Annotated in this window: 13 protein-coding genes; 11 read left to right on the top strand and 2 right to left on the bottom strand. The window is 68.5% G+C overall.

What is annotated here, in order from left to right:
* The first annotated feature begins 55 nt into the window (after positions 1-55).
* Entirely contained in the window at positions 56-871 is an 816-nt protein-coding gene (locus FNH21_RS01610; RefSeq protein ID WP_152811824.1) for an alpha/beta hydrolase, read from the top strand.
* 61 nt (positions 872-932) lie between these two features.
* Here the strand turns inward: FNH21_RS01610 and FNH21_RS01605 are convergent, their stop codons facing one another.
* A complete protein-coding gene (locus FNH21_RS01605) occupies positions 933-2252 on the bottom strand; it encodes an AI-2E family transporter (RefSeq protein WP_422108732.1) in 1320 nt (439 codons plus the stop codon).
* Positions 2253-2529: 277 nt separating this feature from the next.
* Here FNH21_RS01605 and FNH21_RS01600 point away from each other — a divergent pair, with 277 nt between their 5' ends.
* The 7 genes from FNH21_RS01600 (at position 2530) to FNH21_RS01570 (ending at position 10776) form a co-directional block, all read left to right on the top strand.
* Positions 2530-4329 (top strand): DUF8094 domain-containing protein, encoded by a 1800-nt coding sequence (locus FNH21_RS01600; protein WP_152811822.1) that lies wholly within the window; start codon positions 2530-2532, stop codon positions 4327-4329.
* Between the two features lie 59 nt (positions 4330-4388).
* Entirely contained in the window at positions 4389-5345 is a 957-nt protein-coding gene (locus tag FNH21_RS01595; RefSeq protein WP_152811820.1) for a tetratricopeptide repeat protein, read from the top strand.
* Between the two features lie 42 nt (positions 5346-5387).
* Complete coding sequence (locus tag FNH21_RS01590; protein WP_152811818.1) at positions 5388-6500, top strand: NADH:flavin oxidoreductase/NADH oxidase; 1113 nt, start codon at positions 5388-5390, stop codon at positions 6498-6500.
* Positions 6501-6585: 85 nt separating this feature from the next.
* The gene (locus FNH21_RS01585; RefSeq protein WP_241742691.1) at positions 6586-7395 is read left to right on the top strand and encodes an ABC transporter ATP-binding protein; all 810 of its coding nucleotides are present in this window, start codon (positions 6586-6588) and stop codon (positions 7393-7395) included.
* The gene (locus FNH21_RS01580; RefSeq protein WP_152811816.1) at positions 7377-8942 is read left to right on the top strand and encodes a transporter; all 1566 of its coding nucleotides are present in this window, start codon (positions 7377-7379) and stop codon (positions 8940-8942) included. Before FNH21_RS01585 ends, FNH21_RS01580 begins: the two co-directional genes overlap by 19 nt.
* A 290-nt stretch (positions 8943-9232) precedes the next feature.
* Positions 9233-9799, top strand: a complete 567-nt coding sequence (locus FNH21_RS01575) for a DUF6318 family protein (protein ID WP_152811814.1) — start codon at positions 9233-9235, stop codon at positions 9797-9799.
* A gap of 104 nt (positions 9800-9903) precedes the next feature.
* Positions 9904-10776, top strand: coding sequence for a PKD domain-containing protein (locus FNH21_RS01570; protein ID WP_206687017.1), 873 nt, complete (start codon positions 9904-9906; stop codon positions 10774-10776).
* Positions 10777-10791: 15 nt separating this feature from the next.
* On the opposite strand, the gene FNH21_RS01565 is transcribed toward FNH21_RS01570, so the two are convergent.
* On the bottom strand, positions 10792-12309 hold the full coding sequence (locus FNH21_RS01565; RefSeq protein ID WP_152811810.1) for an HNH endonuclease: 1518 nt from the start codon (positions 12307-12309) through the stop codon (positions 10792-10794).
* 274 nt (positions 12310-12583) lie between these two features.
* Here FNH21_RS01565 and FNH21_RS01560 point away from each other — a divergent pair, with 274 nt between their 5' ends.
* The 3 genes from FNH21_RS01560 (at position 12584) to FNH21_RS01550 (ending at position 16511) form a co-directional block, all read left to right on the top strand.
* The gene (locus FNH21_RS01560) at positions 12584-12886 is read left to right on the top strand and encodes a DUF3039 domain-containing protein (RefSeq protein WP_152811808.1); all 303 of its coding nucleotides are present in this window, start codon (positions 12584-12586) and stop codon (positions 12884-12886) included.
* 380 nt (positions 12887-13266) lie between these two features.
* On the top strand, positions 13267-14736 hold the full coding sequence (locus FNH21_RS01555; protein WP_152811793.1) for an MFS transporter: 1470 nt from the start codon (positions 13267-13269) through the stop codon (positions 14734-14736).
* The gene (locus tag FNH21_RS01550) at positions 14733-16511 is read left to right on the top strand and encodes a DEAD/DEAH box helicase family protein (RefSeq protein WP_191931507.1); all 1779 of its coding nucleotides are present in this window, start codon (positions 14733-14735) and stop codon (positions 16509-16511) included. Before FNH21_RS01555 ends, FNH21_RS01550 begins: the two co-directional genes overlap by 4 nt.
* The last annotated feature ends 77 nt before the right edge of the window (positions 16512-16588 follow it).

Raw genomic sequence — 16588 nt, 5'->3', positions numbered from 1 at the left:
CGAGGGCCGAACCCGCGACGGGCCGCGACGGTCCGCGCCCGCCTAGACTGGACGGATGGCCAGCAGCGAGACTCCCGAGTACACCTTCACGTCCAGCGGTGAGGCGATCGAGATCCGGGCCTCGACGGTCCTGCCTGCGGATCGCCGGAACATCGAGCTGCGGACGGCCGACGGACTCACGCTGGTGGGGGAGTACGCCGCCCCTGCCGGGGGCCGGTCACCGAAGGCCACGCTCGTCACCCTGCACCCCCTGCCGACGCACGGCGGCTTCATGGACTCGCACGTCTACAGGAAGGCGTCCTTCCGCCTCCCGGCCCTCGCGGACATCGCCGTCCTGCGGTTCAACACCCGCGGAACCTGCTCGCCGAGGGGCTGCAGCGAGGGAGCGTTCGACGGCGGGGACGGCGAGCGGCTCGATCTCCAGGCCGCCGTCGAGTGGGCCGTCGCCGAAGGCCTCCACGATATCTGGCTCGTCGGCTGGTCCTTCGGCACGGAACTGTGCCTCAAGTACGGGGCGCAGGATCCCGTGGCGGAGCTCATCGAGGGCGCCATCCTGCTCTCCCCTCCGCTGCACCGCGCCGGCGACGCCGATCTCGACGCCTGGGGCGCGAGCGGGTTGCCGCTGAAGGTCCTCGTCCCCGAGTTCGACGACTACCTCGTGCCCGAGGACGCCGCGGCACGGTTCGCGCGGGTACCGCAGGCGGACGTGACGGGTATCGACGGCGCCAAGCACCTGTGGGTGGGTGAGAAGTACGCGGCCCGCGCGCTCGACGAGATCGTCGCCGTCGTGCGTCCCGAGGTGGCCGTTCCGCTGCCGACCCGGTGGACGGGGCCTGCCGCCGTCGCGCCCTCGCCCCTCACCTCCCGCTGACCACCCTCGGACCGACCCGCCGGCCGATCCGCCGGCCGATCCGCCGGCCGATCCGTCGGCGCTACTGGCTGTCCTGCCGTGCGATGAAGACCTCCTTGAGGAGCAGCATGACGGCCGCGGCGGTCGGGATGGCGATCAGGGCGCCGAGCACGCCCAGGAGGCTTCCGCCGGCGATGACCGCGATGACCGCGACGGCACCCGGGACCGCCACCGCGCGCTGCATGATGCGGGGCGAGATGAAGTAGGCCTCGAACTGGAGGTAGGCGACGTAGGGGATGGCGAACAGCAGGGCTGTGTGCCAGCCGACGGTGAGGGCGATCAGGCTCACGAGAACCGCGGCGATCGTCCCGCCGACCAGCGGGATGAAGGCCAGGAGCGCGACGACGAAGGCCAGGAGGACCGAGAAGGGGACGTCCGCGATGGACATCACGATGAAGGCGAAGGTCCCGTTGAGGAGGGCGACGCACGCCTGTCCGATCACGTACATGCCGACGCTGCGCGTGATCTCCTCGGACAGGACCTCGACCCGCGGCCTGCGCGACCGCGGAGCCAGCCGGTACGCCCACTTCTTCATCCCGGGCAGCGAGGCGAGGAAGTAGAGCGCGAGGACCAGGACCACGAGGGTGCCGAAGAGTCCGTTGAGGATGACCGACCCGACGCCCAGCACCCCACCGAAGATCCCGCCGACGGCCTCGCTGTTCGCGAAGAACCGGTCGATCTCGGAGCTGACGCGGTCGCGCAGCTGGAACTGGGTGTCCAGGGTGGTGAAGAACTCCGAGCTGAGGAAGTCGTCGGCGTAGCCGGGAGCGCGGTCCACGATCTGCGAGGTCTGGCTGACGATCGTCGGAATCAGGAGCGCGAAGAACCCGGCGACGATCCCCACGAGGATGGAGAGGGCCACCGCGATTCCCGCGGGACGGGGGACGTGCTTCGTCTCGAGCCAGCGGACGATCGGGTCCAGCCCGAGGGCGATGAACAGCGCGGCGCCGATCCAGACCAGCAGTTCACCCACGTTGGTGATGATGAAGAAGGCCAACAGGGCCAGACCGACGCCGACGCTCATCATGAAGCCGAAGTGGATGGGGTGGGTGCGCATGCTGCGTGAGTAGGCACCGCCGAACTTGAGCCGCTCGTCGGTCAGGCTGACGTCGGGGTCGACGGCGACGGGGCCGCGGTCGATCTCCGGCGGGAACTCGAAGCGCGGACGGGGCTGCGCCGAAGGCAGTGACCGGCGGGCGAGGGAGAACAGCGAGCGCAGGGTGGACGGCTGGGCGGTCGGGGTGGCGGGCCGCTCGGCGGCGGGCGATGCATCCTCGCCGGTGGCGACGGACTCGGGCCGTGGAAGCGGCTGATCGAGTGGGACGTCCTGGTGGTCTGTCAACGAAGAGCTCTGCTTTCACGTGAGCGGTGCCTCCACCGCGGTCTAGCGAAACCCTAACAGTCGGGCCTCGCCGCGGAGGTGCTTGACGCGGACGCCGAGGCCGGGCTGGGCGAGCATCTCCCGGGGTGAGGCACCGCACATGCCCCGCGGACCCGTGCAGAACTTCGTTACCATTGGGTGATCATTCCTGAGCAGGTCACGGGCTGCATGCCGGACCGCCAGAGCGGAGGGGGCCACGTGGTCCGCCGTAACGGACGACGATAGGCAATCAGTGCGCGTGAAGACAGCAGTTCCGATCATCGTGGCAGGGCTCCTGCTGATGCTCCTGGGCATCGGGCAGCGGACGGTGTGGGCACCCGCGGAGACGGTGACGGCAAGCGTCGCGCAGGATGCGCAGGCCGCCCCGGTCACGGTGATCGAGCCGGGTGCACGCGGAAGCGCCGACGGAGCCGTCGAGGTGACGGTGACCGCGGACGGGCCGTTCACGCTCGCGGTCGGCAGGACGTCCGATATCGAGGCGTGGGTGGGGGAGGCGGCCCACCTGGATGTCACCGGTGTCAGTGAGGACACCCTGTCCAGCGAGCGGATCGACGGCGAGGAGACGGTGCCCGATCCGAGCGGGAGCGACCTGTGGATCAGCGAGGAGCCCGGGGATGGGAGCCTGACCTACCGCTGGACCGAGCCCCTCGAGGGTGACTGGTCGATCCTCCTCGCGGCGGACGGTGAGGCGCCTGCACCCACCGAGGTGTCCGTCACGCGACCGAATGACCGATCCACCCCCTTCGCCCTGCCCCTGATCATCGGTGGCGCGCTCGTCGTCGTCCTCGGTATCGCCCTGCTCTTCATCGCGCCGCGCTCCCCCGGGAGCGGAGGCCCGCGAGGCAACGGCCGCGAGCCCGTCGAGGGAACGAGGGCGTATGCGCGACGCCACCGGCAGGCCGGGGTGAAGGGTGCAGCGTCGTCCGTCGCCGCACCCGCCGCCGTCGTCGTCGCGGGTCTTGTCGGCGCCGGATCGTTCCTGGGGATCGCTCCGGGCATGGCGACCACATCGCCGTCACCATCGGCCTCGTCCGGCGCGTCGAGCAGTCCCTCCGTCTCTGCCGATCCCTCCGTCTCTGCCGATCCCTCCGCCTCCGCCGAGCCGACGTCCGTCCAGGGCGGCGCACCCTCGGCCGGAAGCGACGCGAGCGGACCGCCGGTCGTGCTCGAGAGCCAGCTGGAGCGCATCCTCGGCTCGGTCGCCTCGACCGTCGCGGACGCCGACGCCGCATCCGATGCCGACCGCCTGGAGCCCCGTGTCGCAGGAGCCGCGCTGGAGCTCCGCACTGCTTCCTATGCAGTGGCAGCAAAGGACGCCAAGGCGACGGCGCCCGTCCCGGTCGCCGACGCACCGCTGCTGCTCCAGATGATCCCGACGGGCACGGAATGGCCGCGGACCGTCGTCGCGCTGACGCAGGGCGACGACAACCCGGTGCCGCAGGCGCTCCTGCTGGTGCAGGAGACACCCCGGGACAACTACCGGCTGATGTCCGCCGTACAGATGCTCCCGGGCAGCACCTTCCCCTCGGCACCCGCTTCCGGAGCCACCGGGCCCGTCCCCCTGGACACTGCAGGGGCGCTCGCCACGGCTCCGCAGGCCGCCGTCGATTCCATCGCCGATTTCCTCACGAAGCCCTCGGGGGCCAACGCCGAGACGTTCGAGGAGAACTCCTTCGCCGAGGCCATCACGGAGTTCCAGTCCGGCGTCGTCGCGGACCCGGGCAACAAGGCCGCCAAGATCACCTTCACGCACGCCGCGGAGGAAGACGGGACCCATGCGCTCCTGACCGGAGACGGCGGTGCGATGGTCTTCGGATATCTCACCCACACCTACACCAGCCTTCCGAAGGGCGAGGGTGACACGATCGACCTCAAGGGGACCGTGTACCAGGCGCTCACCGGGAAGGGCGTCAGCACCAAGGGGATCGACGTCAACTACGGCGAGGCGGTCATGATGTACGTACCCCCGGCCGGCAGCGATGACAGGATCCGTGTCATCGGTGCCGCGCAGCAGCTGGTATCCGCCACCCTGCGCTGACGCACCCCGAGCCCGTAGAGCCATCCACCACCAGCAGTCCGCCAGAGAGAGGCAGAGCATTGTCCACACCAGCACAGCGGGGCGGAATGCCGCCGTCGAGCATGAACCTGCGGGGAGCGGTGGACCTGTCCGCCCTGAAGGCGCGCGCGGATGCGGCGGCACGACCCGCCCCGGCACGTCCGGCTTCCGCCGCCCCGAGTCCCTACGTGGTCGAGGTGACCGAGCAGACCTTCCCGCAGCTCGTGCAGCTCTCGTCCCAGGTGCCCGTCGTCGTGAACCTGCGCGCCATCTGGAGTGACCAGTCCAACCAGGTCACCGCGGTGCTCGAGGCGGCAACAGTGGCGGCGGACGGCAGCATGCTGCTCGCGAACGTCGACCTGCAGGCGCAGCCTCAGATCGCCCAGGCCTTCCAGGCGCAGGGCGCACCGACCGTCGTCGCCGTGGTCAAGGGCCAGCCGGTCCCGCTGTTCGAGGGCGCACTGCCCGAGCAGCAGATCCTCGCCTACCTCGACGAGCTGATGAAGGTCGCCGAAGCCAACGGAGTGACCGGGAGCCTCAATGACGGCTCGCAGCCCGCACCGGCCGAGGCCGAAAAGCCGCCGCTGCCACCACTGCACCAGGAAGCCTTCGACGCGATCGAGGAGGGCGACTACCCGACGGCGGCAGCCGCCTACCGCCGTGCGCTCGCGGAGCAGCCGGCCGACGCCGATGCCAAGGCCGGGCTCGCGCAGGTGGAGCTGATGCAGCGCGTGCAGGATCTCGACGCCGCGGACGTGCGACGGCGCGGGGCGGACGGTCCCGACGACGTGCAGGCCCAGCTCGCGGTCGCCGACCTGGACCTGACGGGCGGGCACGTCGAGGACGCGTTCCAGCGCGTGATCACCTTCATCGGCCGCACCGCCGGGGAGGACAGGGAGACGGCACGCAAGCGGCTCCTCGACCTGTTCGACGTCGTCGGCGTGACCGACCCCCGCGTCGTGAAGGCGCGTGGTGCCCTCGCGCGCGCCCTGTTCTAGCCCCTGCCCCACCCCTGGACGAGACCTCCCGCGAAGGACACCATGACCCACGCCGCCCCGCCGACCGGCACCGCCGGCCTCTTCGACCCCATCACCCTCCGATCGCTCGAGCTTCCGCATCGCGGCTGGGTGGCGGCCATGTGCCAGTACTCGTGCGACCCTGCGGTCGCCCCCGGCGTCCCCACCGACTGGCACCTCGTCCACCTCGGCCAGTTCGCCACCGGAGGCGCCGCCCTGATCATCACGGAGGCGGCCGCCGTCAGCCATGAGGGCATGATCAGCCCGCGAGACGCCGGGATCTGGACGCAGGAGCAGGCCGATGCGTGGCGCAGGATCAACGACTTCGTCCACGAGCACAGCGCCGTGGGGACGAAGACGGCCATCCAGCTGGCCCACGCGGGGCGCAAGGCGTCCACCTACTGGCCCTTCAGCGGCAGGCGCAACTCGGTTCCCGCGGCCGAGGGCGGCTGGGAGACCGTCGGCCCGACCGACGAGGCGTTCGGCTCGTACGCCGCGCCCCGGGCGATGACCGAGGAGGACATCGCGAAGGTCATCGCCGACTTCCGCGCCGCTGCGGCGCTGGCCGTGGGTGCCGGTTTCGACACCATGGAGATCCACGCGGCCCACGGCTACCTGCTGCACCAGTTCCTCTCGCCCCTGGTCAACACCCGGACGGACGGGTGGGGTGGCTCGGAGGAGGCACGCTTCCGTCTGACACTCGAGGTGGTCCGCGAGGTGCGGCGGGTCATCCCGGAGACCATGCCGCTGCTCCTGCGCATCTCGGCCTCCGACTGGACCGACGGCGGGATCGACGGTGCGGTCTCGGCGAGGCTCGCGAAGCGTGCGGCGGAGGAGGGCGTGGACTTCGTCGACGTCTCCTCGGGCGGCGCGGTCCCGGCAGCCACGATCCCCGTCGGGCCGGGCTACCAGGTCGCGCTCGCCGAGGAGGTGCGCGCTTCCGGGGTACCTACCGGCGCCGTCGGGCTCATCAGCGACGCACGTCAGGCGGACGCCGTCGTGCGCGAGGACCGTGCCGACGTCGTCCTGATCGCGCGTGCGGCGCTGCGTGATCCGCACTGGTGGATGCGTGCGGCCCACGAGCTGGGCCACGAGCTCGTGCCCGCGCCGCAGTACGAGCGGGCCGGAGCGTTCTGACCGGGCGCCGCGATAGAGGAACCGGGTCGGCTTCTCCTCCTTTGGGATGACGAGTGGGCCGCGCACGCGTTGCTAGCGTGGATCCATGAGCTCCCTCGTGCCTCCTCCGTCCGATGAGAACAACCCCGAGGCGAAGGCCGGTACAGCGGCGCTGAGCATCCGCGGTCTCGCCAAGCGGTTCGGCGAGAAGATCGCCGTCAACGGTGTCGACCTCGAGGTCCCGTCCGGTTCCTTCTACGGGCTGGTGGGGCCCAACGGGGCCGGCAAGACCACGACGCTCTCGATGGCGACAGGTCTCCTCCGTCCGGACTACGGGCAGGCGCTCGTCCACGGCGTGGACGTCTGGGGGCAGCCGCTCGAGGCGAAGAAGCTGATGGGCATCCTGCCCGACGGCGTCCGCCTGTTCGACCGGCTCACGGGAGAACAGCTCGTGACCTACGCCGGCCTCCTGCGGGGGATGGACCGGGACACCGTGGTCGAGCGCACGGGTGACCTCCTGCGGGCGCTCGACCTCACACAGGATGCCGGGACGCTGGTGGTCGACTACTCCGCCGGCATGACGAAGAAGATCGCCCTCGCCTCCGCGCTGATCCACGCGCCGAAGCTCCTCGTCCTCGACGAACCCTTTGAATCCGTCGATCCGGTGTCTGCGGCGAACATCCGCGACATCCTCAGCGGGTACGTGCGATCCGGCGGGTCCGTGATCGTCTCCAGCCACGTGATGGATCTGGTGCAGCGCATGTGCGACCACGTCGCGGTCATCGCCGCCGGGACCGTGCTCGCGGCCGGGACGATCGACGAGGTCCGGGGGAACGGCTCGCTCGAGGACCGTTTCGTGGAACTCGTCGGCGGGCGTACGACGTCGGAAGGCCTGTCATGGTTGCGGACCTCCTGAGACTGAAGCTCCTCCTGCTGCGCAACTCCTTCCGACGCAGCACCGCGCAGCTCGTCGGGGTGATCCTCGGAGGACTGTACGGCCTCGGTATCCTCGGCTTCATCGTCGTCGGCCTGGTGGTCCTCGGCTCGGCCGACCTCGAGCTCATCCGCACCATCCTGGTGATCGGCGGTTCGGCGACGGTTCTCGGCTGGATCATCATCCCGATCGCCGCGACCGGCATCGACATGACACTGGACCCCGCCCGATTCGTCACGTTCGCCATCCCGATGCGACAGCTCCTCGCCGGACTGGTGCTCGGGGGCGTGGCCGGGATCCCCGGCATCATCACGCTCGTCGCGAGCCTCGCGCAGGTGCTGACCTGGATCCGCTATCCCGCTGCGGCGGCCATGGCGCTGGTCTGCGCGATGATCGCCGTCCTGCTCTGCGTGGTGGCGTCCCGACTCGTCACGACGGCGGTGTCCTCGATGACCGGGTCCCGGCGCTTCAAGGACGTCAACGGGATCGTCGCCTTCATCCCGCTGCTCTTCCTCGGGCCCATCATCGGTGGCGTGACAGCAGGGTTTCAGAACTCGCCCGGCTTCGCCGCGAAGCTCGCGGATGTGCTGGCCTGGACCCCGCTCGGTGCCCTATGGGCAGCTCCGGCCGACGTCGCCGCCGGCGCTCCGGGACTCGGCGTCGTCCGGCTCCTCATCGGAGCCGGCACGCTGGCGTTGTTCGTCCTCCTGTGGAGACGCAGCCTCAGCCACGCCCTGGTGACGCCGCCGTACAACGCGGTCGCCAAGCGGGCGGGCGGCAACCTCGGTTTCCTCGGGCGATTCCCGGCAACACCGGCGGGCGCCATCGCCGCGCGGGCGCTGACCTACTGGTTCAGGGATCCCCGGTACTTCGCGTCACTGGTGGTGATCCCGTTCATCGCCGTTCTGCTGTTCTTCTCGGGCGGCACGACCGGCGGTGCCTTCGCTTTCCTCGGGCCCATCACGGCGTTCCTGATGGCCTGGTCCATCTCCGCCGACATCTCCTACGACAACACGGCGTTCAGCCTGCATCTCTCCACCGGTGTCCGCGGGCGGGACGACCGCCTGGGCCGGGCGGTGGCGCTGCTGGTGTTCGCGGTGCCGATCACGCTGGTCTTCACGGTCGTCCCGCTCGTGATCGCGGGACGGATCGGCGATCTGCCGGCGATGCTCGGACTTTCGCTGGGCCTGCTCCTCACGGGAGCGGGACTGTCCAGCATCGTCTCCGCGAGGTACACCTACAACGTGCCGTTGCCGGGGGAGAGCGCTTTCAAGACGCCGCCCGGAACCAACTTCATGATGTTCGCGGTGCAGTTCATCGGCTGGTTCGTGATGCTGGTGCTGGCGCTGCCGGAGATCGTCCTCGCGATCGTGTACCTCGTCAGCGGCGATGCCCTGTTCGGGTGGCTCGCGCTGGCGGTAGGGGTGGTGCTGGGCGGTGTGCTGCTCGTGGTCGGTCTACGGGTGGGTGGCCGCTGGTACGACCGGCGTGCTCCCGAGCTGCTGCTGGCGGTGTCGGCGAACCGCTGAGTGCTCGTCGCCGGTGTTGACGACGTTGCTGTTGGTGACGTTGCTGTTGGCATGCGGCTCCTGGGGCTTCCCCCTCTCCGCTGGTGCCGGTTGTGCATAACGGAGGGGCGGAAAAAGCGCCACGCTATGCTGTTGGGCATTCGAGTGCCGGGCGAGTGCGATGGAGGAGTCCCGTGGTCTTTGTTCGTACGGACGGCCAGGGACACGGGCGTGTAGCTGCGGCGCTCGCAGGCGGTGCAGTGGCGGTCATGTTGCTGTCCGGTTGCCAGGGCGACGCCGAGCCAGCCCCCATGGCGACGGCCTCCGGTGGTCAGCCCTCCGCCTCGGCAACCACGGTCGGTGAAGGGCCCTCGGCTTCACCGACCGCCGCGGCGACTCTTCAGCCTTCTCCTGCCTCGTCCGCCGGCCCCGCCACCAATCTGCCGGTTCCGGTCAAGCCGGCCCTCGCCGGTGAGAACACGGCAGAGGGCCTCGAGGCCTTCACGAAGTACTGGTTCGAGTTGTTCTCCTATGGGTACGAGACGAACGACTGGGCGCCCTTCGAGGCGGTCACTGATCCTGGATGTAGAACATGTGCTAAGTACGTGGACATAGTTCAGAGCGTATACGAGAAAAGTCAGTATATTGAAGGCGGAGAATTTCAAGTTGGCGACTTTGACACTGATTTTATATTAAATACCCAGGGCTCAGTTCAAGCGTTTGTTTCAAACGGCCAGTCCAACATCACGTTCTACAGTGCAAGCGGTGAGGCAATTAGAACTGACACTGCTCCAGCGCCTGTAGTTGACGTAATCTTCGCTGTCTTCACTGATGATGCTTGGGTACTACTTGACTATGGGAAGCCCGAGGGCACCTAATGCGGGTACTCAAATTAGCTGCTCTGATATTTGTGCTTCCAAGCTTACAATCACTCGGTAACTCGAGCAGCTTTGCTTTTGATGATGAACCGCCAAGTGCTTTCGTGTCAGAAGGATCGTTTTCGGCCGTATCAAGTAAACAGACGCTCAAGCTGCGTTCTGGCGAAGCCAAGCTAACTCAACCAGCCGCTCAATACACCTCGGTTGAGGCTCTTCCACTCCCGGATGACGGTATCGAGTACACCTACGTTCGTGCCTGCACATCGGGTGCCGGTAACGATCTGGATCCTGCCCAATGTCCTCGTATCGACGCTCGATGCGACGCTCAGGAGGGCGGCGTCCTCGTGAACTGGATCGAGGTCAACAGCAACGTGCAGCCGGCGTCGCAGACCCCGACCGGACGCTCGTCGTGCATGTATCCCGGCGCGCCGCCTGAGCCTCCGATCGAGGGACCAGCGGCTCCCGCCGCTGAGGAGGCACCGATCGTCATCACGCTCGAGGAGTTCCAGAAGCAGCCCGTCCTCGCTGCGACGATCATCTCGCAGCCCTTGAACTTCGGGCTGAAGAACGCCCATTCCAACGTCTATGCCGAAGCCGCTGAGCAGGAGTTCACCTTCGACTTCCGGGATGCGACCATCGTGCTCAAAGCCCGGCCCATCGCCTACCAATGGTCCTACGGCGATGGAACACGCCTGACCACGTCAGTTCCCGGCGGGCCGGTTGCAGGCAATACTTTCGATACCCAGACCCCGACGAGTCACCAGTATGCGGACACCGGCGACTTCCAACTCACGCTGACCACACTGTTCGCGGGGGACTACTCGGTGGACGGCGGCCCTTTCCAGCCCGTGGCCGGCGAAGCTGCCGTGGTCTCGGACCCGCACCTGATGAGCATCTGGCGCACACAGGGCAACAGCGTGAGCGAGAACTGCATTGAGAACCCCAGTGGGATCGGCTGCGAGGCCCCGACCCGCTGATCTCGGCTGACGGTCTCAGGTGAGAAGAGGATCGACCGCGTCGACGTACGTGTTGTTGGCGGGCGAGTGCGCCGTCAATCTTCCTGCCTCGTCCTGCGTGTAGCGCCAGACACCTTCGGACTTCAGGTGATGGTGCTTGCGGCACAGATGAGCGAGATTCGTGTGGTCCGTGCGCCCCGTCTGGGACCAGGGCGTGGTGTGGTCGAGCTCGCAGCGGGAAGCAGGCGTGGTGCAGCCCGGATGTCTGCACGTCTGGTCGCGCACACGCAGCCATCGCTTGAGGTCGGCGGGAACCGCATAGCTGCTACGACCGACGCTCAGGACGGCTCCTGATTCAGGGTGCGTCAGAAGACGGGTGAAGGAGGGGGCATGTGCGGCCAGTCGCCGGGCGACAGCCGCCGGGATGGGCCCGTAGCCCTCAAGATCGGCCGGAGTGTCGTCGACACCCAGAAGTGTCAGGACCGGCACGGTCACGTTGATGTGGGCGCGGACACGGGGTTGCCCCTGAGTCTGTACGGCGTCGTCGCAAAGCTCATCCCATTCGAGCACGGCACTCGGCGTCAACTCGGAGGAAGCCCCGCAGACGGTGCCGGTAGGGCTGTCGGAATGACCGGGCCCTGGTGTCCCTGCTCCATCTCGGGCACGCACCCCTCCGGGTGTGCAGGTGCCAGTCGCAAAGCGGTGATGAGGTGTGACGAGAAGCAGGTGAGTGAGGGTGTCTGCACGCAGGTGCGGAAGGGTGCGCGACTCCTGCGGTGCCTGTTGCTGCCGGGCAAGGCGAGTGAGCTGCGCGTCGATGGCGGAAGCATCGGCCGCCGGGAGGTAGGCGTGGAGCCAGGCCATGGCGTCGTCCGCAGGCTCGAAGTCGACACGACGGTACTGGGCAGCCGCGCGGGCGCGGTCATCGAGGTGTTCCGGGTGCAAACGGGTGCGCAGGCGCCGGGCACGGTAGGCGAGGCGGGAAACCGTGGTGGCTTCCGCGACGGGGAGGAGGGAGCGTTCCATCTCCATGGCGGTGGCGTGGGGCAGGCCGGCGTATTCGTGCAGCAGGGCTGTGGTGTGGGACCACGAGATAGTACCTGAGCGGAGCGCGCGGAGAGTATCGGGATGATGATTCGTCAGGACGGCCGCATGGTGGACGAGTCGGTGTGCCGTGCGTTCGGAGATGCGAAGCAGGCACGCGATCTCGGTGGTGGTTGTCGTGTCCGCCAAATTACTCCGTCGTTCGATGACCACGGGACCGTCGACAGTTCCGCTGTCCGCGGGGCCGCTCGCACCGTCTGTCCTGGACGACGTATCCGGCTCTGCTGAGCCGAGCGCAGAAGTCGCGCCGTCGAACGTGGTCCTCGACGCGGCTCTACTGTGTGGTGTTGCTGCGAAGGACCGGCGTAGAGCGCGATGTTCGAACACAGCTCGCATCCGTTCGACCGAGCAGGCGATTTCGGCGTCGACACGGGCTTTCTCGGAATTCAGGGCGAGGAGAAGAGCGGATATCTGCTCAAGTTCCTTCAGGTCCTCCGAATTCGTGTTCATGTCTCATTTTCTCTCCTCCCACGGACATTCCTGCCCCTTCCTCCCATCGGCATTCCTGCCATTGAGACCGTGCTCATTCAGGGGTCCCACTCGTTGTTCGCTACCTTCGTTCAGGAGCGGTCGCTCAATGCGACGCCGCCGGAAGGGTGGGACAGCGGACGCCTGAAGAGGTGCGCCGCCCGGAGTCGATCGGAGCCGCCCGGCACCGCCGAACGGCGCTCGGACCCGCGTTCGTCCACCTGACCGCTGAGAGACCGAGCGATAGACTGGGGCCATGACGATGCCTCCCGACCCCTTCGCAAATGATCCCTCCGACGCGGGTGTGGGCGGTTCGACCGCCACGCTCGAACGCGAGGAACTTCAGCAGGAAGTCGAACCCGGAGATGCCGAGCGGTTCGCCCACTATGTCCGCAAGGAGAAGATCATGGAATCCGCCTTCACCGGCGAGCCCGTGATCGCTCTGTGCGGGAAGGTGTGGACGCCCGGTCGCGATCCCGAGAAGTTTCCGGTCTGCCCCGAGTGCAAGGAGATCTACAACGGGCTCCGACCCGGTGGGGACGACAAGCCCAAGAAGTAGGGCCGGCGCTCGCGACCGTGTGCGATAGCTCCCGGTCGCCGAGTCGGTGCGCTGTGGTCAGCTCGTGCAGCAGGGCAGACTCCCTGGCGAACCATCGGACATGGTCCGGTGAGTCAGCGGGTGACGGTCGACCACGCGCCGGTGACCGTCGTGGCAGAACGACACGTCGCCTCGGACCGCAGATCGACGACAGTTCACCCGCCGGGGTTCAGGGCCGATCCGTACCTCCACGGCTCTATTGAGGACGGCGCACCGCCACGATCCGTGATGCCGGGAATGACCTGTCGCAGGGTCTTCCGAACCTGGACCGGGCTGCATCCGGTGAGGATCTGCGCCCAGCAGGGAGACAGCACAAATCCACAATCAGCAGAACAGGTGCCATGAGCAAGGCCAGCGGCAAGACCCCGGGCGACGGCAAGGGCAAGCAACCAGGAGCGATGTCCCCCGAGCTGCGCCCGCTCACCATCGGCATCCTCGCGATCATCACCTGCGCCGCCTTCGAGGCGATGGCGGTGGTCACCGCCATGCCGTCGGTAGCGCGCGAGCTCTCCGGGGAGTCGAGCTACGGCCTGGCCTTCTCGATGTACCTCACGGCATCCCTGCTCGGCACCGTGGTCGCGGGCTCCTGGTGTGACCGCAGGGGACCGCGTCCGGCGTTGGCCGTGGGCATGGCCCTCATGATCCTCGGACTCCTGGCAGCGGGAGCCGCCCCCGTGTTCTGGCTCGTGACGGTGGGCCGCGCGATCTCCGGCCTCGGCGGCGGGTTCATGATCGTCGCCGTCTACGTGGTGATCGGCAGGTCCTTCCCGCAGCAGGCACAACCCGTGGTGTTCGGCTGGCTGGCCGCGGCCTGGGTACTTCCGGCGCTGATCGGACCCGTGGTCTCCGGTTTCGTGACCGAGAAGTTCGGCTGGCGCTGGGTGTTCCTCGGGGTGGCTCCCGTGGTCCTCGCCGCAGTGGTCATCGTCTGGCCGAAGACGAGGCAGCTCGGACCCATCGGGGCGCCCGAGGCCGGTTCCGCGAGGGCGCAAACCCTGCGCGGCCTGGCGCTCGCCGGCGGGGTCTTCGCCGCGCAGTGGGCCGTGGTCCGTCTTGCCGACACGGAAGCTCCCGGCGCCGGGCTGGTCGCCGGACTGGCGTCGCTCGCTCTGGCGGGCATCGTCGTCGTTCTCCTGGTCCTCCCTGCGCTCCTGCCGCCGGGCACCCTCGTCCTCGCACGCGGCCTGCCGAGTGTCATCGCCACGCGCGGGCTCGTGAACGTGGCGTTCTTCGGCACCGAGGCGTTCATCCCGCTGATGCTGGTGAGCTCGCGGGACATCAGTGCCGGCACCGCGGGTCTGACGCTGAGTGCCGGGGCGCTCGGGTGGAGTGCGGGCTCCTTCGTCCAGGCCCGCGTGACCTTCGAGCGCGGCTGGCTCCTCGTCGCGGGCTCCTCGATCCTGTCGCTGAGCCTGGGCGGCTTCGCACTCGCGACGGCCGTCGAAGCGCCGCTCTGGGTGCTCGCCGTCGTCTGGGGTCTCTCCGGATTCGCGATGGGCATGACGCTCTCCAGCACCTCCGTCCTGGTCCTGAAACTCTCGCCGACCACCGAGCAGGGCCGGAACTCCGCTGCCCTCCAGATCTCCGACCAGCTCGGGGGAGTGATCGGCACGGCGGGTGCAGGGGCACTGTTCGCCCTCCTGCACGACGACGGGAATCCGGGACACGTGCCCACGTTCGTTGCGATCTGGCTGGCTCTGTGGGTGTCCACGGCAGCAGGTATAGTTTCGGGTCTGAGAGGGGCCAGGGCATCGGATGCCGCCCCCACCTCGACCCCCAGCAAGTCAATGGAAGGTACTGTCCCGGCGTGAGTAATGACACCCTGTTCGGTGCCGGCGCAGCCCTGCCCCCCGCCTACCCGGAACGTGCGGCCTGGGGTACGGCCCCCAAGCTGCGCCAGTGGCAGAGCGAAGCGCTGGAGAAGTACTTCACCGATTCGCCGAGCGATTTCCTCGCCGTGGCGACTCCCGGCGCGGGCAAGACGACCTTCGCTCTCCGCGTGGCCACCGAACTCGTGGACCGCGGGATCGTCAACCGGATCACCGTCGTCGCCCCGACCGACCACCTCAAGCGCCAGTGGGCCGACGCCGCCGCACGCGTGGGTCTCGCGATCGACCCGAACTTCAAGAACGCCGACGGCCGCCACGGCGGAGCCTTCATCGGCGTCGCCGTGACCTACGCGCAGGTGGCGAGCAAACCGATGCTCCACCGCGCCAAGACCGAGGCCGCCCGCACGCTCGTCATCCTCGACGAGATCCACCACGGCGGCGACGCCCTCTCGTGGGGCGACGGCATCCGGGAGGCCTTCGAACCGGCAGCGCGCCGGCTCGCCCTCACCGGGACGCCCTTCCGATCCGACACGGCAGCCATCCCGTTCGTCGAGTACGTCGAGGACCGCGACGGCATCCGCCGCTCGAAGGCCGACTACACCTATGGGTACGGCCAGGCGCTGAGGGACCACGTGGTGCGCCCGGTCATGTTCATGGCGTACTCGGGCCAGATGCGCTGGCGCACCAGCGCCGGCGAGGAGATGGCGGCCTCCCTGGGGGAGGCCGCGGTCACGAAGGACATTACGGCGCAGGCGTGGCGGACGGCACTCAACCCGGCCGGCGAGTGGATCCCCGCGGTCCTCGCCGCCGCGGACAAACGGCTCACCGAGGTGCGGCGCACGGTGCACGACGCCGGCGGGCTGGTCATCGCGACGGACCACGACGACGCCCGCGCGTACGCGGGGCAGCTCAAGCGCATCACCGGCGAATCCCCGACGGTCATCCTGTCCGACGACGCGAAGGCGTCGTCGAAGATCGAGGAGTTCTCCGAGGGCGACAAGCGGTGGATGGTCGCCGTCCGCATGGTGTCCGAGGGCGTGGACGTCCCCCGGCTCGCCGTCGGCGTCTACGCCACGTCCACCGCGACGCCGCTGTTCTTCGCGCAGGCGGTGGGGCGCTACGTCCGTGCCCGACGGCGGGGCGAGACCGCGTCGATCTTCCTTCCGTCGGTGCCCAACCTGATGGCCCTCGCCAACCAGCTCGAACTGGAGCGTGACCACGCGCTCGACCGTCCGGAGAAGGACGACGAGGGCTTCGGCCTCGAGGACGGCCTCATGGAGGCGGCGAACCGCGAGGACAAGGCCTCCGACTCGCTGATGAAGCAGAAGTTCGAGGCGTTGGAGTCGCAGGCCTCCTTCGACCGCGTCCTGTTCGACGGCGGAGAGTTCGGCACGGGCGGCGAGATGGGGAGCGAGGACGAACAGGACTTCCTGGGCATCCCGGGGCTCCTCGACGCCGACCAGGTGGGGCAGTTGCTGCGCCAGCGCCAGCACGAGCAGCAGTCGCGCCGGAAGGCCAGAGGGCCTGCTGCGGCGGCTGCGGAACCGCTCGTCGTCGACCACCGGCAGCTCACCGAACTACGGGGTCAGCTGGCGAAGAACGTCTCGGCTTGGGCTGCCCGCACGGGTATGCCCCACGGCCAGGTCCACACGGAGCTGCGACGGCAGTGCGGCGGACCCGCCGTCGCCCAGGCGAATGAGGACCAGCTGCAGCGGCGCCTGCAGAAACTGCAGGACTGGTTCATCGGCAAGAAGTAGGGCCGTCAGGAGACGGCTCGCCGGCTGAGGCAGCGCCTTCACCGAAGAGAGGCCGGCCGCCCAGGCAGGCCGGCCGC

This window comes from Arthrobacter bussei (genome assembly GCF_009377195.2).
GTDB classification, from domain to species: Bacteria; Actinomycetota; Actinomycetes; order Actinomycetales; family Micrococcaceae; genus Arthrobacter_D; species Arthrobacter_D bussei.
This window is presented reverse-complemented; position numbering and strand designations above follow the sequence as displayed.